The sequence below is a fragment of the Paracoccus methylovorus genome (assembly GCF_016919705.1).
GTDB lineage: Bacteria > Pseudomonadota > Alphaproteobacteria > Rhodobacterales > Rhodobacteraceae > Paracoccus > Paracoccus methylovorus.
The window spans coordinates 1700310-1718883 of the sequence record NZ_CP070368.1 but is presented as its reverse complement, the minus strand read 5'-3'; the positions used below and the strand labels follow the sequence as shown (position 1 = coordinate 1718883).

The 18574-nt window shown below is 62.2% G+C and carries 19 protein-coding genes; 12 read left to right on the top strand and 7 right to left on the bottom strand.

Going from position 1 to position 18574, the window contains the following annotated elements:
* Nucleotides 1–183: 183 nt before the first annotated feature.
* On the top strand, nucleotides 184–2571 hold the full coding sequence (gene pheT, locus JWJ88_RS08540; RefSeq protein ID WP_205293687.1) for a phenylalanine--tRNA ligase subunit beta: 2388 nt from the start codon (nucleotides 184–186) through the stop codon (nucleotides 2569–2571).
* A 133-nt stretch (nucleotides 2572–2704) separates the two neighbouring features.
* Here pheT and JWJ88_RS08535 read toward each other — a convergent pair whose 3' ends face one another.
* Complete coding sequence (locus JWJ88_RS08535) at nucleotides 2705–3334, bottom strand: FMN-binding negative transcriptional regulator (protein ID WP_205293686.1); 630 nt, start codon at nucleotides 3332–3334, stop codon at nucleotides 2705–2707.
* Between the two features lie 128 nt (nucleotides 3335–3462).
* Nucleotides 3463–4164, bottom strand: a complete 702-nt coding sequence (locus JWJ88_RS08530; RefSeq protein ID WP_205293685.1) for a glutathione S-transferase C-terminal domain-containing protein — start codon at nucleotides 4162–4164, stop codon at nucleotides 3463–3465.
* A 92-nt stretch (nucleotides 4165–4256) separates the two neighbouring features.
* Between JWJ88_RS08530 and mscL the strand changes: the two genes are divergently transcribed.
* Both mscL and JWJ88_RS08520 read left to right on the top strand, forming a co-directional pair.
* On the top strand, nucleotides 4257–4694 hold the full coding sequence (gene mscL, locus JWJ88_RS08525) for a large conductance mechanosensitive channel protein MscL (RefSeq protein ID WP_205293684.1): 438 nt from the start codon (nucleotides 4257–4259) through the stop codon (nucleotides 4692–4694).
* A gap of 148 nt (nucleotides 4695–4842) precedes the next feature.
* Nucleotides 4843–5301: an Lrp/AsnC family transcriptional regulator gene (locus tag JWJ88_RS08520; RefSeq protein WP_205295166.1), complete on the top strand. Its 459-nt coding sequence runs from the start codon at nucleotides 4843–4845 to the stop codon at nucleotides 5299–5301.
* A 62-nt stretch (nucleotides 5302–5363) separates the two neighbouring features.
* Here the strand turns inward: JWJ88_RS08520 and rpsU are convergent, their stop codons facing one another.
* Nucleotides 5364–5570 carry a 30S ribosomal protein S21 gene (rpsU, locus tag JWJ88_RS08515; protein ID WP_011748553.1) on the bottom strand — a complete coding sequence of 69 codons (207 nt, stop codon included), beginning with the start codon at nucleotides 5568–5570 and terminating at the stop codon, nucleotides 5364–5366.
* A 124-nt stretch (nucleotides 5571–5694) separates the two neighbouring features.
* Here rpsU and JWJ88_RS08510 point away from each other — a divergent pair, with 124 nt between their 5' ends.
* Together JWJ88_RS08510 and JWJ88_RS08505 are read left to right on the top strand one after the other, a co-directional pair.
* On the top strand, nucleotides 5695–6381 hold the full coding sequence (locus tag JWJ88_RS08510) for a COQ9 family protein (RefSeq protein ID WP_205293683.1): 687 nt from the start codon (nucleotides 5695–5697) through the stop codon (nucleotides 6379–6381).
* 11 nt (nucleotides 6382–6392) lie between these two features.
* The gene (locus JWJ88_RS08505; protein ID WP_205295165.1) at nucleotides 6393–7370 is read left to right on the top strand and encodes an NAD(P)H-quinone oxidoreductase; all 978 of its coding nucleotides are present in this window, start codon (nucleotides 6393–6395) and stop codon (nucleotides 7368–7370) included.
* 231 nt (nucleotides 7371–7601) lie between these two features.
* Here JWJ88_RS08505 and JWJ88_RS08500 read toward each other — a convergent pair whose 3' ends face one another.
* Nucleotides 7602–8231 carry a ribonuclease T2 family protein gene (locus JWJ88_RS08500; protein WP_205293682.1) on the bottom strand — a complete coding sequence of 210 codons (630 nt, stop codon included), beginning with the start codon at nucleotides 8229–8231 and terminating at the stop codon, nucleotides 7602–7604.
* Between the two features lie 159 nt (nucleotides 8232–8390).
* Here JWJ88_RS08500 and JWJ88_RS08495 point away from each other — a divergent pair, with 159 nt between their 5' ends.
* Nucleotides 8391–9140 (top strand): DUF1013 domain-containing protein, encoded by a 750-nt coding sequence (locus tag JWJ88_RS08495; RefSeq protein ID WP_205293681.1) that lies wholly within the window; start codon nucleotides 8391–8393, stop codon nucleotides 9138–9140.
* A gap of 44 nt (nucleotides 9141–9184) precedes the next feature.
* Here the strand turns inward: JWJ88_RS08495 and JWJ88_RS08490 are convergent, their stop codons facing one another.
* A complete protein-coding gene (locus JWJ88_RS08490; RefSeq protein ID WP_205293680.1) occupies nucleotides 9185–10657 on the bottom strand; it encodes an NAD-dependent succinate-semialdehyde dehydrogenase in 1473 nt (490 codons plus the stop codon).
* Nucleotides 10658–10940: 283 nt separating this feature from the next.
* On the opposite strand from JWJ88_RS08490, the gene JWJ88_RS08485 reads away from it, so the two are divergent.
* A complete protein-coding gene (locus JWJ88_RS08485) occupies nucleotides 10941–11651 on the top strand; it encodes a DNA alkylation repair protein (protein ID WP_205293679.1) in 711 nt (236 codons plus the stop codon).
* Here JWJ88_RS08485 and JWJ88_RS08480 read toward each other — a convergent pair.
* Entirely contained in the window at nucleotides 11639–12163 is a 525-nt protein-coding gene (locus JWJ88_RS08480; RefSeq protein WP_205293678.1) for a hypothetical protein, read from the bottom strand. The genes JWJ88_RS08485 and JWJ88_RS08480 overlap by 13 nt on opposite strands.
* 157 nt (nucleotides 12164–12320) lie before the next feature.
* Here JWJ88_RS08480 and moaA point away from each other — a divergent pair, with 157 nt between their 5' ends.
* A complete protein-coding gene (gene moaA, locus JWJ88_RS08475; RefSeq protein ID WP_205293677.1) occupies nucleotides 12321–13328 on the top strand; it encodes a GTP 3',8-cyclase MoaA in 1008 nt (335 codons plus the stop codon).
* Here the strand turns inward: moaA and JWJ88_RS08470 are convergent.
* Nucleotides 13325–13678, bottom strand: coding sequence for a GFA family protein (locus JWJ88_RS08470; RefSeq protein ID WP_205293676.1), 354 nt, complete (start codon nucleotides 13676–13678; stop codon nucleotides 13325–13327). The two genes, moaA and JWJ88_RS08470, sit on opposite strands and share 4 nt — an antisense overlap.
* Before the next feature lie 144 nt (nucleotides 13679–13822).
* Here JWJ88_RS08470 and uvrA point away from each other — a divergent pair, with 144 nt between their 5' ends.
* From uvrA to JWJ88_RS08450, 4 genes are all read left to right on the top strand, one after another.
* A complete protein-coding gene (uvrA, locus tag JWJ88_RS08465; protein ID WP_205293675.1) occupies nucleotides 13823–16702 on the top strand; it encodes an excinuclease ABC subunit UvrA in 2880 nt (959 codons plus the stop codon).
* Between the two features lie 343 nt (nucleotides 16703–17045).
* Nucleotides 17046–17411, top strand: a complete 366-nt coding sequence (locus JWJ88_RS08460) for an NADH-quinone oxidoreductase subunit A (RefSeq protein WP_205293674.1) — start codon at nucleotides 17046–17048, stop codon at nucleotides 17409–17411.
* Nucleotides 17402–17935: a NuoB/complex I 20 kDa subunit family protein gene (locus JWJ88_RS08455; protein ID WP_205293673.1), complete on the top strand. Its 534-nt coding sequence runs from the start codon at nucleotides 17402–17404 to the stop codon at nucleotides 17933–17935. The genes JWJ88_RS08460 and JWJ88_RS08455 overlap by 10 nt, the downstream gene beginning before the upstream one ends.
* A 3-nt stretch (nucleotides 17936–17938) precedes the next feature.
* Nucleotides 17939–18565, top strand: coding sequence for an NADH-quinone oxidoreductase subunit C (locus tag JWJ88_RS08450; RefSeq protein WP_205293672.1), 627 nt, complete (start codon nucleotides 17939–17941; stop codon nucleotides 18563–18565).
* The last annotated feature ends 9 nt before the right edge of the window (nucleotides 18566–18574 follow it).

Below are 18574 nucleotides of genomic sequence, written 5' to 3'. Positions count from 1 at the left end.
CCTTGATACGTCCCCCAAAAGATAGGAAGGCCGTTGCCCGGAACAAGATCGGCGCGTGATGCATGTGATAGAGCCTGCGTGATCGGGTTACGGAAATCCGCGTCCTGCCGTCTGGCGCGCACCACCCTACCAATCCGCCGCGCCATGGGTTAAGGGACGCGCAAACGTGACGGAGCGGCCTCCATGAAATTCACCCTCTCCTGGCTCAAGGAGCATCTCGACACCACTGCCTCGCTTGACGAGATCACCGAGGCGCTGACCGATCTCGGCCTCGAGGTCGAGGGCGTGACCGACCCCGCATCGAAGCTGGGGACCTTCACGCTGGCCAAGGTGCTTCATGCCGAGCAGCATCCCGATGCCGACCGGCTGCGGGTCTGCCGCGTGCTGACGGATGAGGGAGAAAAGCAGATCGTCTGCGGCGCGCCCAATGCCCGCGCCGGCATTACCGTGGTGCTGGCCAAGCCGGGCGATTATGTCCCCGGCATCGACGTGACGCTGGGCGTCGGCAAGATCCGCGGCATCGAGAGCCATGGCATGATGGCGTCCGAGCGCGAGCTGGAGCTTTCGGACGAACACAACGGCATCATCGAACTGCCCTCGGGCGAGGTAGGTGAGAAATTCGTGGACTGGCTGGCCGTGAACCGGCCCGAAGCGGTCGATCCGGTGATCGAGATCAAGATCACGCCGAACCGTCCCGATGCGCTGGGTGTGCGCGGCGTGGCCCGCGATCTGGCCGCGCGGGGTCTGGGCACCCTGCGGCCCCTAAAGACCGCGACGGTCCCGGGCAGCTTTGCCTCGCCCATCAAGGTGGTGATCGCGGCGGAAGTTGCTCAGAAAGCGCCGTTCTTCTCGGGCCGTTTGATTCGCGGGGTCAGGAACGGCCCTTCGCCGGAGTGGCTGCAAAAACGCCTGACCGCCATCGGGCTGCGGCCGATCAATACGCTGGTCGATATCACCAACCTGTTCACCTTTGACCTGAACCGGCCGCTGCATGTGTTTGACGCGGCCAAGGTCAAGGGCGACCTGATCGTGCGCCCCTCGGTCGAGGGCGAGGAGATCCTGGCGCTGGACGGCAAGACCTATGCCTTTCCTGCCGGCACCATGATTATCGCCGACGAGAACGGCCCTGAAAGCATCGCCGGCGTCATGGGCGGTGAGCATAGCGGCTGTTCCGAGGACACGGTGAACGTGTTTCTGGAAAGCGCCTATTGGGACCCTGTCGCCATCGCGACGGTGGGCCGGGCGCTGAAGATCAATTCGGACGCGCGCTATCGCTTCGAACGCGGTGCCGATCCTGCCTTCACCCAGCCCGGACTGGAACTGGCGACGCAGATGATTCTGGACCTTTGCGGCGGCGAGGCGTCCGAGGTGGTGACGGCGGGTGCGGTTCCCGACACCACCCGCAGCTACCTGCTGGAGCCCGCGCGCGTCAGCAGTCTGGTCGGCATGGATATTCCCGAGGCCGAGCAGCGCGCCACGCTGGAGGCCCTGGGCTTCCGGCTTGAGGGCGATCGGGCTTTCGTGCCCAGTTGGCGTCCTGACGTGCAGGGCAGCGCCGATCTGATCGAGGAAGTGGCCCGCATCGCCTCTTTGACGCGGCTACAAGGCCAGCCGCTGCCGCGTCCGCAGGCCGGTGTGCCGCAGCCGGTGCTGACGGTGCTGCAACGCCGTGAACAGGCGGCACGACGCATGGCGGCCAGCCTTGGTTACAACGAATGCGTCACCTATAGCTTCATCGACCAAAAGGCGGCGGAACTCTTTGGCGGCGGCGCTGATGCGGTGCGGATCGAAAACCCGATCAGCAGCGAGATGACGCATATGCGTCCCGATCTGCTGCCGGGGCTTCTGGCGGCAGCGGCGCGCAATCAGGCGCGCGGCTTTGCCGATCTGGCGCTGTTCGAATGCGGTCCGGTTTTCTCGGGCGGTGAGCCGGGAGAGCAGGATTTGCATCTTTCCGGCATCCTCGTCGGTGCAACCGCCCCGCGCGACCCCTATGGTTCGCGCCGCAAGGTGGACATCTATGACGCCAAGGCCGATGCCGAGGCGGTGCTGCAAACCGTCGGCGCCCCGGCCAAGGCGCAGATCAACCGCAAGCTGGCGGGCTGGTGGCATCCGGGTCGTGCGGGCAATATCGCGCTGGGGCCGAACGCGCTGGCGACATTCGGCGAGATTCACCCACGCGTGCTGCGGCATTTCGGCATTAAGGGCGCGGCGGTCGGCTTTACCGTGCGTATCGCCGCTGTGCCGCTGCCCAAGGTCAGGACGCCCTCGCGTCCGGCGCTGGTGCTGTCGGATCTGCAGGCGGTCGAGCGCGATTTCGCCTTTGTCGTGGATAGCGGTGTCGAGACGTTGACGCTGGTCAACGCCGCGGCGGGCGCGGACAAGGCGCTGATCGAGCGGGTGACGGTCTTTGACCAGTTCGTCGGTCTTGAGGGCGGCAAGAAGTCCATCGCCATCACTGCGCGCCTGCAGCCCCGGGAAAAGACCCTGACCGATGCCGAGATCGAGGCGGTCAGCGCCAAGATCGTCGAGAAGGTAAGCAAGGCCACCGGCGGCGTGCTGCGGAGCTGAGGGCGGGTTCAAGCCCGTCGAGGATTGGGGAAAGGCCGGGCAGATGTCCCGGCCTTTTCATATGGTTGGGTTTTGAACCCATTGCGGATGGGTTACCTCGTAAGCGGACCCCGGCGCATCAGGCTTCGCTTTTTCACTCCGGTTTGGAGAGACGGTACTCCATCCGATCCGCCAAGGCCCCGTGCCCGGTAGAGCGAAGGCCGGAAATGGCGCCGAGATAGTCGCGTTCCTCGCGGTTTTGGCTCAACTTAGATTTTGCGAGCGTCCGGCTGACATCGATCTTGAAGGCGACGATGCCGCCCAGCATCTGCTCCATATAGTCGGCGGGCGCGTCCGCCATCCGCCACGCCGCCTTTCCGTTTATCCGCCGCTCATGGATGCGTGTCAGCAGACCGACCGCCGCACGTTTGGCGTGGGTGTCATGCTGAAAGTGGATGCCGCCGTGGACGTGGACAACCTGATAGTTCCACGTCGGGACGTGCCGGTGATGCTCGGGCTTGGTGGGATAGAAGTTTGGCGAGACATAGGCGTCATCGCTGCGAAAGATCGCCATCACCTCTTGGCCGTTCAGGATCAGGCGGTGCATGTCGTTGGCCAGTGCCACATGGCCGATCAACGTTCCGTCCGGTGCGGCAAGTAACGGGACATGATTGGCAATCAGACCTTCGGAGGTTTGGGCCACGATACATGCCAGTGGCGAGTGTTCGATGATGGACGCGATCTCAGCCTGGTCGATTTCCTGAAAGTGCGGAGGGATATACATGCCGTGGGTACCATTCTGGAGAGGGGCGCTGCGACGATACTAGGGAATGGCTGCACTGTCTCGCGAGGCAATGCCATGCTGTCGGCCCTGAAAAACGCCCCGAGCCGAGTCGGGGCGTTTTCCATCTCTTATGCCGCGCCGACCTCGATGCCGCGCTGCACGGCAGGGCGGGCGAGGAAACGGTCAAGATAGGCCTGCACATTGGCAAACCCGTCCATGCCGGTTTCCGCCTCGGCCTCATAATTCACCCGCACCGTGCGCAGCCAGGGACCGACCGCCATATCGGCGATGGAATATTCGCCGGTGATCCAGTCGCGCCCCTCAAGCTGGCGGTCAAGCACACCCAGCAGCCGCCGCGCCTCGTTGTAATAGCGGGTGCGGGGACGGGGATCCTCGATCTCGCTGCCCTTGTAGCGGTGGAAATAACCGACCTGGCCGAACATTGGCCCGACACCTCCCATCTGCCACATCAGCCACTGTATGGTGTGATAGCGCGCCGCGCCCTCGGCCGGCAGGAACTTACCAGTCTTGTCGCCAAGATAGATCAGCATGGCGCCGGTTTCGAACAGGCCCATGGGCTCGCCCCCCGGCCCGTTCGGGTCGAGCATCGCCGGGATCTTGTTGTTGGGGTTCAGCGACAAGAACTCGGGGGTGAACTGGTCTTCGGGGTCGCCGATGCTGATGCGGTGGGCGTCGTAATCCAGTCCGCATTCCTCAAGCATGATCGAGGTCTTGATGCCGTTGGGCGTGTTCAGGGTGTAAAGCTGGATGACTTCGGGGCGCCGAGGCGGCCAGCGCCGCGTGATCGGGAATTGGGAAAGTGCCGTCATGTCGTTTCCTGTCCTGTCTCATGTTGCATGGGATGATCGTGATGTGGCAGCCTCGGCCAAAGCACGCGCAACAGGCTTGGAAAGGTAAGTTCATGTTCAAGGAGTTCAAGGAATTCATCGCCCGAGGCAATGTCATTGACCTTGCCGTCGGTATCATCATCGGCGCAGCCTTCACCGCAATCGTGAATTCGCTGGTCGCCGATCTGATCAACCCCATCATCGGGTTGCTGACCGGCGGCACGGATTTCAGCGGCCATTACTTCGTGCTGAAGGGCGAGGTTCCGGATGGCGCCAGCCTGCAGGTGGCGCGCGATTCCGGTGCATCGGTCTTTGCCTATGGCGCCTTCCTCTCGGCGGTCATCAACTTCCTGATCGTCGCATGGGCTGTGTTCCTGCTGGTCAAGGCGGTGAACAGGGTGCAAAGCGCAGCGATCCGCAAGACCGAGGCTGAGGCCGAGGCACCCGCAGGCCCCACGCAAGAGGAACTGCTGATGCAGATCCGCGACGAATTGCGTGCCCGCAACGCCTGACCTGTGCCGTTAGGCAAGGCGACGGTGCAGAGTTTGCACCGTCGCTGTTCTAGCAAAGCCGTTTTTTGTTTATGTCCAGTGCCTGACGGGGCTATTGTCGAAGAAACCGGCGCCGGCCGGCGCCTGCAAGACAGGAATCGCCCCGATGATCGAGCTTGACGCGACGGATCGCCGCATTCTCTCCGTTTTGCAGCGCGATGGGCGCATGACCAATGCGGATCTGGCGAATGAGGTCGGGCTTTCACCCAGTGCCTGCCATCGCCGGGTTCAGCGGCTGGAAGAGGCGGGGGTGATTCGCGGCTATGTCGCGCTGCTGGACGCGCGCAAGCTGGAGCGCCCGACGACCGTCTATGTCGAGATTACCTTGTCAGGTCAGGCCGACGAACTGCTGGAGGCCTTTGAGCGCGCCGTGCGCACCATTCCCGATGTGTTGGAATGCCACCTGATGGCAGGTTCGGCGGATTATCTGCTGAAGGTCGTGGCCCAGGACACCGACGATTTCGCCCGCATCCACCGCCAGCGGCTGGCAAAACTGCCGGGGGTGGCGCAGATGCACTCCTCATTCTCGCTGCGCACGGTGGCTTTCACTACGGCGCTGCCGGTCTGAGACAGCCAAAAAGAAAACCCCCGGCAAGGCGGGGGTTTCCTGAACTGATGTGGTCGCTCGTCTTACAGCGCGCCTTCGCGTTGCGCTTTCTTGCGCGCCAGCTTGCGGGCGCGGCGGACGGCTTCGGCCTTTTCACGGGCCTTCTTGACCGAGGGCTTCTCGAAATGCTGCTTGAGCTTCATTTCACGGAACACCCCCTCGCGCTGAAGTTTTTTCTTCAGAGCACGAAGCGCCTGTTCGACGTTGTTGTCGCGAACACTTACCTGCATGTGGTTGTCACCACCTTCCTAAGTTAGAGTTGAGCTGATTGCAGGACGCGGCCTTCTAGCAAGGCGAATCGGGTTTGTCCAGATTTTCCGGGCCCGCGCCGCACAAGGAAAAGAGGAGAGTGCCATGACGGATGACCGTGAGCGGCTGATCGAGGCCGCCCTGTCCCATGTCATCTTCGAGGGTATGGGTGAAAAAGCCATTGCCGAGGGTGCGCGCGATATCGGCATGGACCCTGCGCTTGCCCGGGTTCATCTGCCGCGCGGCGGGGCGGATCTTGCCGCCGCCTTTCACCGCAAGGGTGATGCCGCGTTGCGTGAATGGCTGGCCGCGCATCCACCCGAGGGGCGGTTTCGCGATCGCATATCCTCGGCGGTGATGCATCGGATCGGGCTCAGCAACCGCGAACTCGCACGGGCGGGCGCGGCGATTCTGGCGCTGCCGCAGAACGCCGCTTTGGGCGCGCGGCTGATATGGGAAACGGCTGATGCGGTTTGGGAAGGACTCGGCGACCGCTCCGAGGACGTGAACTGGTATTCCAAACGCGCAACGCTTTCCGCTGTCTATGGTGCGACGGTGCTGTACTGGCTCGGCGACGATTCGCCCGATGCCGAAGAGACGCGCCGGTTCCTTGACCGCCGCATCGAAGGGGTGATGCGTTTCGAAAATCTCAAGGATCGGGTCAGGGCGCTTCCGGGGGTGACGACACTGAGCGGTCTCGCAACGGGCTGGATCAGGCGGCCGGAAAATCGCAATCTGCCCGGCGAGTTGCGCGCAAACACGCGCGCGGGAACCAAAGGAGGCGATGGGTGATTCCCGACGTAATGCAGGCGGTCGAGATTTCCTCTCCAGGCGGAGCTGAGGTCCTGCGGCCAGTGACGCGGCCCGTGCCGGTGGCCGGACATGGTCAGATCCTGATCCATATTGCCTGGGCCGGGGTGAACCGCCCCGACGTGCTGCAGCGCGCGGGTTCTTATGCGCCGCCTCCGGGTGCCTCGGACCTGCCGGGGCTGGAATGCGCCGGCGTGGTGGCGGGGGTGGGGCCTGGTGTGACGCGCTGGAAGCCCGGCGATCGGGTTTGCGCGTTGCTGCCTGGCGGCGGTTATGCGGAATATGCGACCTGCGCGGCAGAGCACGCCTTGCCGATTCCCGAGGGGCTATCCTTGCGCGTGGCCGCGGCATTGCCCGAAACCGCCTTTACGGTCTGGTCCAATGTGGTGATGCGCGGTGGGCTGCAATCTGGTGAGCGTTTTCTTGTTCATGGCGGCTCGTCTGGTATCGGCACGATGGCGATCCAAATCGCCCGCGCGCTGGGGGCGCGAGTTTGGGCTACGGCCGGTTCGGCAGAGAAATGCGCTTCCTGCGAAAAGCTGGGTGCAATCGCGATCAATTATCGTAACGAGGATTTCGTCGCCGTGCTGCGTAAAGCAGGCGGTGCCGACCTCATTCTGGACATGGTGGGCGGCGACTATATCGGCCGCAACATCAGATGCTTGGCGGATGATGGGCGGCTGGCGATGATCGCCTTCCTGGCCGGTCCCAAGGCCGAGATCAATTTTGCCCAGATCATGACGCGCCGTCTATCGGTGACGGGCTCGACCCTGCGCCCGCAATCCGACCGGGCAAAGGCGCGCATCGCCCGGGAATTGTACGAGCGGCTCTGGCCGCTGGTCGAGGCGGGGGCGGTACGTCCGCTGATCGATAGCATATTCCCGCTTGGCCAGGCGGCCGATGCACATCGCCGCATGGAGGGCAGTGCCCATATCGGCAAGATCCTGTTGCAGGTTTCGGCCGAAAATTGATCCGTTGGCGCGTCTGGTTCGATTCGGTGCCTCCGGCGGGGATATTTAGACACAAAAGAAAAGCACACACCCCGCCCGCCGGAGCTGAAGGCTGGGGTGTGGCTTCTTCCGTGACGGCCATCGGCGTCCCCGCCTGTTCCGTGATACCAGGCTGGCAGAAAATCCCTAAGATCAGATTAACAGCTTCTTTCGTGCCTAAATATCCCCGCCGGAGGCATCATGCCCCTTCAGCTAGCGGGGCGCGGCCATCAGGAAACTGCCCGTGCAATCACGTCGCGTATCCGGTGCGCAGGCGCGGGGTTCCAGATCGCGGGTCAGGCAGATGCGGACCTCTTGCAGGGCGTGGCCCCGGCAGGTCACGGTTATGCCATCGTGAGTAAGGTCCGGGTTGGCTTCAATAAAGGCATCCTCCACCACCCTGGCGGGTAGCATCACGTCGCGGTTGAGTTGACGCAGCGCTTCGGGGAGCGCGATTCGATCGGCAGCTTCGCGGGTCAGGGCGAAATACTCCTGTCCCGACAGGCCCGAGCAGCGGCCATGTTTCTTCCATTGATACCATGCCAGCCCGTCTGAACCCATCAAATCCGCTATGCCGCGGGTCTCGTGGCGCAAGGGTGCGCGTGCATCGGTTGGGCAATCCTCGGGCCAGCCGCGCTCGTATTGCGGCCAGAGGCCGTGAACGACAAAACCGGTACGCCGGCCGGCCGCGCACTGCCGGGCCTGGCTTGCATCACCCTCGGCCGTGCACCAAGTGGGTGACCAACTCAGCGACAGCACGTAATAGTCGAACCGTCCCGAGGCATCCTGGGCCTGGGTGGGTGGGGCGAGAAGCAGGGCGGCAATCAGGGCAAGCAGTCTCATGATGCCGAACCTAGCGGCAGGTTATGCGGCTTGCCATGAAATTCAGGCTTTATTTTGACCCTTTTCGGCCGTATATAACGCGTCAATCCCCCGAAAATGGAATGGCGCCCGCCGAAAGCCGTTTTCCCGGCCGGAAGAGATATTGTTAAGGAGAAGGTCATGAACAAGCCGCTGATGGCCAAGGCCACCGCCGTCTGGCTGGTCGATAACACGACACTGAGCTTCAAGCAGATCGCCGATTTTTGTGGCATGCACGAGCTTGAGGTCCAAGGCATCGCCGACGGCGACGTGGCGGTCGGCGTCAAGGGATTCGACCCCGTTGCCTCGAACCAACTTGATGCGTCCGAGATCGAGAAGGGTCAGAAGGATCCGCGTTACAAGCTGAGACTGAAGCACAATCCCGCTGCCGAGGGCGAGGAGAAGCGCCGCGGCCCGCGTTACACGCCGCTTTCCAAGCGTCAGGATCGGCCCGCTGCCATTCTGTGGCTGGTCAAGTTCCACCCCGAGCTTGCCGATTCGCAGATATCGAAACTGGTGGGCACGACCAAGCCGACCATCGCCTCGATTCGTGATCGGACGCATTGGAACATCCAGAATATCCAGCCCATCGACCCGGTGGCGTTGGGGCTTTGCCGCCAATCCGAGCTGGATACCGCCGTGCAAAAGGCTGCAAAACGCAAGGCCGCCGAAGGTGGTGCGATGACCGACGACGAACGTCGCAAGCTGCTTTCGACCGAAACCTCGCTTGCCATGTCGGATGAGCCTCGTTTGCCCAGCTCGATCGCCGGGCTGGAAAACTTCAGCCTCAGCAGGGATGAAGACAAGCCCGAACCGGAAGAGAAGCTGGATGCGGACAGTTTCTTCAACCTGCCCGATGCGGATGACGACGACGACGAAGAAGGCCGCTGATCGTAAAACCCCGGAGCATCTGCCCCGGGGTTTTTTCTTGTCGGTCAGATCGACAGGCAGATGTATTTCATTTCCAGATAATCCTCGATGCCGTGGCGCGAACCTTCGCGGCCCAGACCGGACTGCTTGACGCCGCCGAAGGGCGCGACCTCGGTCGAGATAATGCCGGTGTTCACGCCGACAATGCCGTATTCCAGCGCCTCTTGCACCCGGGTGATGCGGCCGATGTCGCGGGCATAGAAATACGAGGCGAGGCCGAAGATCGTCGCGTTGGCGCGTTCGACCGCCTCGTCTTCTGTGTCGAATTTGAAAAGCGGGGCAAGTGGACCGAAGGTTTCTTCGGTCGCTACCTTCATCTTGTCGGTAATGCCGGTGACGACGGTCGGGTCGAAAAAGAGCCCGTCGCGCGCTTTGCCGCCGGTGACAACGGTGGCGCCGCCCTGGACCGCGTCCTGAATGTGCTCCTGCACCTTCTCGACCGCGTCTTGGTTGATCAGGGGGCCGGTGGTGACGCCTTCCTCGAGCCCGTCTCCGACTTGCAGCTTGTCCACCGCTGCCGCCAGTTTTTTCGCAAACTCTTCGTAGACGCCGGCTTGCACATAGATGCGGTTGGCACAAACACAGGTCTGGCCGTTGTTGCGGAATTTCGAGGCCATGGCACCCTCGACCGCCGCATCCAGATCTGCGTCGTCAAAGACGATGAAGGGCGCATTGCCGCCCAGTTCCATTGAGCATTTCAGCACCTGATCGGCGGCCTGACGCAAAAGGATGCGGCCCACCTCGGTCGAGCCGGTAAAGGTAAGTTTGCGGATCAGCGGGTTTTCGCAGAATTCCTTGCCGATATCCGACGAACGCGACGAGGTCACGATGCTGAATAGTCCCTTTGGGATGCCGGCGCGCTCGGCCAATACGGCAAGAGCCAATGCGGAGAGTGGTGTTTCAGCGGCGGGGCGGCCGACAAAGCCACAGCCCGCGGCGATGGCTGGCCCGCATTTGCGCGTAATCATCGCATTGGGGAAGTTCCAGGGCGTGATCGATCCGACCACACCGATGGGCTGGCGGATCACCGTCAGCCTTTTGTCGGGCAGGTGGCCGGGGATCGTTTCGCCATAGATGCGCTTGGCCTCTTCGCCGAACCATTCGATGAAGCTGGCGCCATAGGCGATCTCGCCCTTGGCTTCGGGCAGCGGCTTGCCCATCTCGGCTGTCAGGATCTTGCCCAGATCGTCCTGGTTTTCCATCATCAAGTCGAACCATTTGCGCATGACCTGTGCGCGCTCCTTGGCAGTGCGGGCGGTCCAACCCTTCATCGCCTGTGCTGCTGCTGCAATGGCGCGTTTGACCTCGGCGCGGGACAGGTCCGCCACCTCGGCGATGATGTCGCCCCGCGCAGGGTTCACCACCGAAAAGGTCTTGCCGTCATCGGCGTCTATCCATTCGCCGGCGACATAGGCACGGGTCTGCAACAGCGAGGGGTCTTTCAGCAACATCTTCAAGTCGGTGGCATGCTTGTTCATGGCGGGACTCCTTCCATTCCTGTTGGGCGCAGGCTTGCGCTTTTGCCGGGTTAACGCAAGCCGCCGCGGATTCGGCCGAGGATCGAGGATTTGTGATGAACCGGATCGGGATTTGGGGCGTTTGCACCTTATCGTCAGGCTTTCCCTCTTGGCGTATGCGACTGGGGCGGCGCTTCTCTCGGGCGCCGCCCTTTTCCTTGCTTCTTTTCGCCGTCGATGCGGACTATTCCTTGCGGGAGATCGGATATCGGCCGGTCCTTTGGGTATTTGGACAACGAAGAAGATGCAGGAACTGGATCAGCTTAAAGCCTTGGGTGATGCCGGCAAAGCGGTAGAAATGGCGGCCTATCATAAGGCTGACCGTTCCTATTTGGGTGTGGCGGTGCCGGTGATCGACGAACTTGCGCGCGGCTGGCGGGCCGGGCTGGATGTGCCCGAACGGGTGGATCTGGCGCGACGGCTATGGGACAGCGATGTGCATGAGGCCCGGATTGCCGCGGCAAAGCTGCTTACCCAGGCACGCATACGGCCGGATGAGGCGGCATGGCGGCTGATCGCATCCTGGGTGCCACAATTCGATAGCTGGGCGATTGCAGATCACGCCATGAAGGCGGGTGAGCGGCGTCTGCGGGCCGTGCCCGAGCGGCTGGACGAGGTTGAGCTATGGCTGGAGGATCCCAGTTTCTGGGTGCGCCGCGCCGCGCTGGTGGGAACCCTGCCGTGGACGCATATCCGCAATCCCAAGCCGCAGGATCTGCAGCAGCGCGAGCGGATATTGTCCTGGCTTGTTCGGCTGGCCGACGACCGCGAATGGTTCGTTCAAAAGGCTATCGGTTGGTGGTTGCGTGAATTGTCCAAGCATGACCCGCAGTGTGTGCGTGATTGGTTGATGGCACATGGCGTGCGGCTGAAACCCTTTGCCCGGCGCGAGGCGGGGCGCTGGTTGCCGGAGAATAGGAAGGATCCGGGCGCTGGGGCAGATCAGCTTCCATAGACTTCGATTGCGGGCAAATCGGTCAGGCTGACGCCGATCAACTGCAATGCGGGCAACGAGACCTGGCTGCCCCCGCTGGCCGGCCCGTCCAGTGGGATCAGGCGCACCTTGGCGGATTTGCCATTCGCGGGGTTTACGATGCGCCCATCGGTTTCGGATTTCACCAGCGGGGTCTTGATCCAGAATCCGGGTTGCGACGGGTCGCCAAGCGAAGCGATGGTCGTGCCGAGCCGGCGTTCGCTGGTCGCGGGCTGGGCGGCTGCTGCAGCCCTTTGCGCCGGCGTCGTCGTGTCGAATTCGGCCGCAGTCCGCGCGGCGGGCGAGGGGCGTGCAGCTGTGGTCAGCGTCTTGGCCGGGGTGACCGGGGCGGTTCCGCCAGGTGCCCCCCCTTCGGCACCGCCATCGCTGCCGATTGTGCGGGGGGCTGTCTGCGACGTTTTGTCCGCAGGGGTGCACGCGGCCAGTGCCAACAGCATCAGCGCGCCCAGAAGGCGCAGGATCGGCGTGGTCATTGGCAATTCCCTTGTCTTTTATCATCATCTTTCTGGTCGGGACCGAGGCTAGACCCCGGTGGCCCCCTCTGTCCACCGCAGCTTGAATTCGTGGTTACGAGATGGTCAACGAATCGGCTGTCTTGTGCCGATGCCGGCCTGCGCCTATCTTTGATCCATGGACGTGCATGCCCCATTGATAGACCCATTCGCCAGACCGATCACCTACCTGCGGGTGTCGGTGACGGATCGATGCGATTTCCGCTGCACCTATTGCATGGCAGAGCACATGCAATTCCTGCCAAAGCGTGACTTGCTGACCTTGGAAGAGCTGGATCGGCTCTGCTCCGCCTTTGTCGGGCTGGGTGTGCGCAAGCTGCGGGTCACGGGCGGCGAGCCGCTGGTCCGGCGCAATATCATGGAGTTTTTTCGCGCCATGTCGCGCCATCTGGGCGCCGGGCTGGACGAGCTGACGCTGACCACCAACGGCAGCCAATTGGCCCGCTTTGCCTCTGAACTGGTGGACTGCGGTGTAAGGCGGGTGAATATCTCGCTGGATACGCTGGATGAGGGTCGGTTTGCGCAAATCACCCGCTGGGGCAGATTGCCGCAGGTGTTGCAGGGGATCGAGGCTGCGAAGGCCGCCGGTATGCGGGTCAAGATCAACACCGTCGCGCTCAAGGGCTTTAACGAGGATGAACTGTTCCCCCTGATCGACTGGTGTGCGGATCAGGGCCACGATCTGACCTTTATCGAGGTCATGCCCATGGGCGAGATGGGCGAGGACGAAAGGCTGGACCAATATTGGGCGCTTTCCGACCTTCGTACCCGGTTGGCGGAACGATTCACCCTGACGCCCTTGGCCGAGCGCACTGGTGGGCCGGCGCGCTATGTCCGTCTTGAGGAAACCGGTCAGAAGATCGGCTTCATCACCCCGCTGACGCATAATTTCTGCGAAAGCTGCAACCGGGTGCGCATCACCTGCACGGGCGAATTGTTCATGTGCCTTGGGCAGGAGGATCGTGCCGACCTGCGTAGCCCCTTGCGGGGCAGTCTGGGCGATGCACCTTTGCGCGCCGCCATCCGCGATGCCATCGGCCGCAAGCCCAAAGGCCATGATTTCGACTACTCCCGACGTCATGTCGCCGGGCAGGTCAGCCGTTTCATGAGCCATACCGGCGGTTAATAGCTGGCCCCGTCCACCTGCTGGCTGGCCAGATCACGCGGATTGACGCCCGCGAGACAATTCACGTTCACCGCGACCATCTCGACCCCGTCCGGCCCCTTGCCCAAGGCATAGGATTCAACGCCGCAGGTCGGGCAAAAGCGGTGGCGGATCTGTTGTCGATTGAACAGGTATTCCGTTACCGGCCCGTCGCTGGTCAGGTGAAAGTCCGCCATGGGCACGAAGGTCAGCACAAAGCCCATGCGCTGGCATCGCGAGCAGTTGCAGGTAAAGGTCTTGTCCAAATCGGCATCCACCTCGTATGCGATGCTGCCGCATTGGCAGGTGCCAATGTAATGCTGTCGGGCCATGGGAAACTCCGTTCGCGACTCGGGCCTATGGTGGCGTGATCAGCCCATGGTCGCAAGCAGAAATGTTCCCTAGTTGTTCTATTTGAGGTTGCCATTTGGCTGTGGATGCCTATCTCTTGCGCTTGGCGGAATCAGGACGTGACGATGGAACAGAAGTTCATCGAGGTTCGCGGCGCGCGCGAGCATAATCTGAAGAACGTGGACATGGATATTCCGCGCGACAGGCTGGTGGTCATCACCGGGCTGTCCGGTTCGGGTAAATCCTCGCTGGCCTTCGACACGATTTATGCCGAGGGGCAAAGGCGTTACGTCGAAAGCCTGTCGGCCTATGCCCGGCAATTCCTGGACATGATGGGCAAGCCGGACGTGGACCATATCTCGGGCCTGTCGCCGGCGATTTCCATCGAGCAGAAGACGACGTCGAAAAACCCACGCTCGACCGTGGGCACGGTGACCGAGATATATGACTATCTGCGGCTTTTGTTCGCACGCGCAGGCACGCCCTATTCGCCGGCGACCGGCCTGCCCATCGAGGCGCAGCAGGTGCAGGACATGGTGGACCGGGTGATGGAGATGCCCGAGGGCACGCGCGCCTATCTGCTGGCACCCATCGTTCGCGACCGCAAAGGGGAATATCGCAAAGAATTCCTTGAGTTGCGCAAGCAGGGCTTCCAGAGGGTCAAGGTCAACGGCGAGTTCTACGAACTGGACGAACCGCCCGCGCTCGACAAGAAGTTCCGGCACAATATCGACGTGGTGGTGGACCGCATCGTCGTGCGCGAAGGCATGGAGACGCGGCTGGCCGACAGTTTCCGCACCGCGCTGGACCTTGCCGACGGCATCGCACTGCTGGAGACCGCCGGGGGCGAGACAGGGGATGAAAATGGCGCGGCTGAGGGTGAGCGGATCACCTTCTCGGAGAATTTTGCCTGCCCAGTCAGCGGCTTTACCATTCCCGAGATCGAACCGAGGCTGTTTTCATTTAACGCCCCTTTCGGAGCCTGTCCGGTCTGCGACGGGCTGGGGATGGAGCTGTTTTTCGACGACCGGCTGGTCGTGCCCGATTCGGCGCTTTCGGTGGCGCAGGGGGCGATTGCGCCTTGGGCAAAGTCGAAATCTGCCTATCTGACCCAGACCGTCAACGCGCTGGCCCGATTCTATGGCTTCGACAAAAAGACGCCGTGGAAGGATCTGCCGGAACAGGTCCGCGAAATGTTCCTGCGCGGCTCGGGTCAGGATGAGATTCCGTTCCGCTTCGACGATGCCGGCCGCATCTACGAGGTCACCCGCCAGTTCGAGGGCGTGATCCCCAATATGCAGCGGCGGCTGCGCGAAAGCGACTCGGCCTGGGTGCGGGAGGAGTTCGAGAAATACCAGAACAACCGCCCCTGCGGCGTATGTCAGGGTTACCGGCTTAAGCCCGAGGCACTGGCGGTAAAGATCGCCGGAGCGCATATTGGCAATGTCACCGAGCTTTCGATCAAAGAGGCGTTGGCTTGGGTCGAGGGTGCGCCGAAGCACCTGAGCAAGCAAAAGAATGAAATTGCTGCGGCGATTCTCAAGGAAATCCGCGAAAGACTGGGTTTTCTGGTCAACGTGGGGCTGGATTATCTGACGCTTTCCCGCGCGGCGGGCACGCTTTCAGGTGGGGAAAGCCAGCGCATCCGGCTGGCCAGCCAAATTGGTTCGGGGCTGACCGGGGTGCTGTATGTGCTGGACGAACCTTCGATCGGGCTGCATCAGCGCGACAATGATCGCTTGCTGGCGACTCTGAAGGGGCTGCGGGATCAGGGCAATTCAGTGCTGGTGGTCGAGCATGACGAGGACGCGATTCGCCACGCCGATTACGTCTTTGACATTGGTCCGGGGGCGGGGGTTCATGGCGGCCAGATCGTCGCCAGGGGGACACCGGCCGAGATTGCCGCCGATCCTTGCAGCCTGACCGGGCAATATCTGTCCGGTGCGCGTGAAATCCCGACCCCGGCCGAGCGGCGCAGGGGCAACGGCAAGGCAGTAAAGGTGGTCGGCGCGACCGGCAACAACCTCAAGAACGTTACGGCCGAGTTTCCGCTGGGCAAGTTCGTCTGCGTCACGGGTGTTTCGGGTGGCGGCAAATCCACGTTGACCATCGAGACCCTGTTCAAAACCGCCAGCCTGCGGCTAAATGGCGCACGCCAGACCCCGGCCCCCTGCGAGACTATCAAGGGGTTGGAATATCTGGATAAAGTCATCGACATCGACCAGCGCCCCATCGGGCGCACGCCGCGGTCGAACCCGGCAACCTATACTGGCGCCTTTACTCCGATCCGCGACTGGTTTTCGGGTCTGCCCGAGGCCAAGGCGCGGGGCTATAAGCCCGGTCGCTTCAGCTTCAACGTCAAGGGCGGCCGCTGCGAAGCCTGCCAGGGCGATGGCGTCATCAAGATCGAGATGCATTTCCTGCCCGACGTCTATGTCACCTGCGAGACCTGCAAGGGCAAACGTTATAATCGCGAGACGCTCGAGGTCACCTTCAAGGGCAAGTCCATTGCCGATGTGCTGGACATGACGGTGGAGGATGCACAGGAGTTCTTCAAAGCCGTGCCCTCGATCCGCGAAAAGATGGATGCGCTGGTCGAGGTGGGGCTGGGCTATATCAAGGTTGGCCAGCAGGCGACCACCCTGTCCGGCGGCGAGGCGCAGCGTGTCAAGCTGTCCAAGGAACTGTCCCGGCGCGCCACCGGCAAGACGCTGTATATCCTGGATGAGCCGACGACCGGGTTGCATTTCGAGGATGTGCGCAAGCTGTTGGAAGTACTGCATTCCTTGGTCGATCAGGGCAATACGGTGGTGGTGATCGAACATAATCTGGACGTGATCAAGACCGCCGACTGGATCATCGACATCGGCCCCGAGGGCGGCGACGGTGGGGGTCGTATCATCGCCACCGGCACACCGGAAGAGGTGGCCGAAGTGTCGGAAAGCCATACCGGTCGCTATCTGGAGCCGATGCTTAGATCCGCCCGCACCCGCGCCGCAGAATAGGCGCGGCCGTCGTGCTGAGCCCGGCCCGCGCCTGAAGGATGCTGATCGCCTTGGGGTGGTGCGCTGGCCGGCGCATGTGGCTTGCCGCTCGCAGGATTCGGGCCCAAGTTGCCCTGGGGCGGCGCAAGCTGCACTTCGATCACTCTAACTGGGATAGCTGAGTAAAATACCACGAAAATTCAGCGCCTGAACGCGCGCATTTGTCGCGTTGTGGTGGCCGCAAAGCGGGCATGACGCTGGGCGGCACCGTTGACCATATCCGCGACCAAGGATAAACGGACTGCAGCCAAACCCATCGCGGGGTGCCAGTCGGGTTCCTGCGAGCGAAAGGGAGCCCAACCCAGTGGAATACCTGCTGCAAGAATATCTGCCGATCCTGGTTTTTCTGGGAATGGCCTCGGCTCTTGCCATCGTGCTGATTCTGGCCGCGGCGGTCATCGCCGTGCGCAACCCCGACCCGGAAAAGGTCAGCGCCTATGAATGCGGTTTCAACGCCTTTGACGATGCGCGGATGAAATTCGACGTCCGCTTCTATCTGGTGTCGATCCTGTTCATCATCTTTGACCTTGAAGTGGCTTTCCTGTTTCCTTGGGCGGTCAGCTTTGCCAACCTGTCGGATGTGGCGTTCTGGGGCATGATGGTGTTTCTGGCCGTTCTGACCGTGGGCTTTGCCTATGAATGGAAGAAGGGGGCGCTGGAATGGGCGTGATGACCGGATCCAACACTGCCGGCGTCGATCGTGAATTCGCTACCGCCGAGCTTAACCGCGAGTTGCAGGACAAAGGTTTCCTGCTGACCACGACCGAGGATATCATCAACTGGGCGCGCAACGGCTCGCTGCACTGGATGACTTTCGGTCTGGCCTGCTGCGCGGTCGAGATGATGCAGGCCTCGATGCCGCGCTATGACCTGGAACGCTTCGGGACCGCGCCGCGCGCCTCGCCGCGGCAATCGGACCTGATGATCGTCGCGGGGACGCTGACCAACAAGATGGCGCCGGCGTTGCGCAAGGTCTATGACCAGATGCCCGAGCCGCGCTATGTGATCTCGATGGGTAGCTGTGCCAATGGCGGCGGCTATTACCATTATTCCTATTCCGTTGTGCGCGGCTGCGACCGCATCGTGCCAGTGGACATCTATGTGCCGGGCTGCCCGCCGACCGCGGAGGCGTTGCTTTATGGCATCCTGCAACTTCAGCGCCGCATCCGGCGCACCGGCACGCTGGTGAGGTGAGCCATGACCGAAATCATCTCTGACCAAGCCCTGCTGGAACTGGCCGAGCATATCTCGCTGCGCCGCCAAAACGACGTGATCTCGACCCAGATCGCGTTCGGCGAATTGACGGTGAATGCCACGTTGTCGGGCGTGATCGGCCTGATCGAGTTTCTGCGCAGCGATCCGAACTGCCGCTTTTCCACGCTGATCGACATCACCGCGGTGGACAATCCGGCACGTCCGGCGCGTTTCGACGTCGTCTATCACCTGCTGTCGATGTATCAGAACCAGCGCATCCGCGTGAAGGTCCAGGTGCGCGAGGACGAGTTGGTCCCCAGCCTGACCGGGGTCTTTCCCGGTGCCGGCTGGTATGAGCGTGAGGTGTTCGACCTGTTCGGCATCTTGTTCTCGGGCCACGCAGACCTGCGCCGCATCGTCACCGACTATGGTTTTCGCGGCCACCCGCTGCGCAAGGATTTCCCGACCACCGGCTATGTCGAGGTTCGCTGGAGCGACATCGAAAAGCGTGTGGTCTATGAGCCGGTGAATCTGGTGCAAGAATACCGCCAGTTCGACTTCCTGTCCCCGTGGGAGGGCGCGAAATACGTGCTTCCGGGTGACGAGAAGGCGCCGGAGGCGAAGAAGTGACCGCAGCCG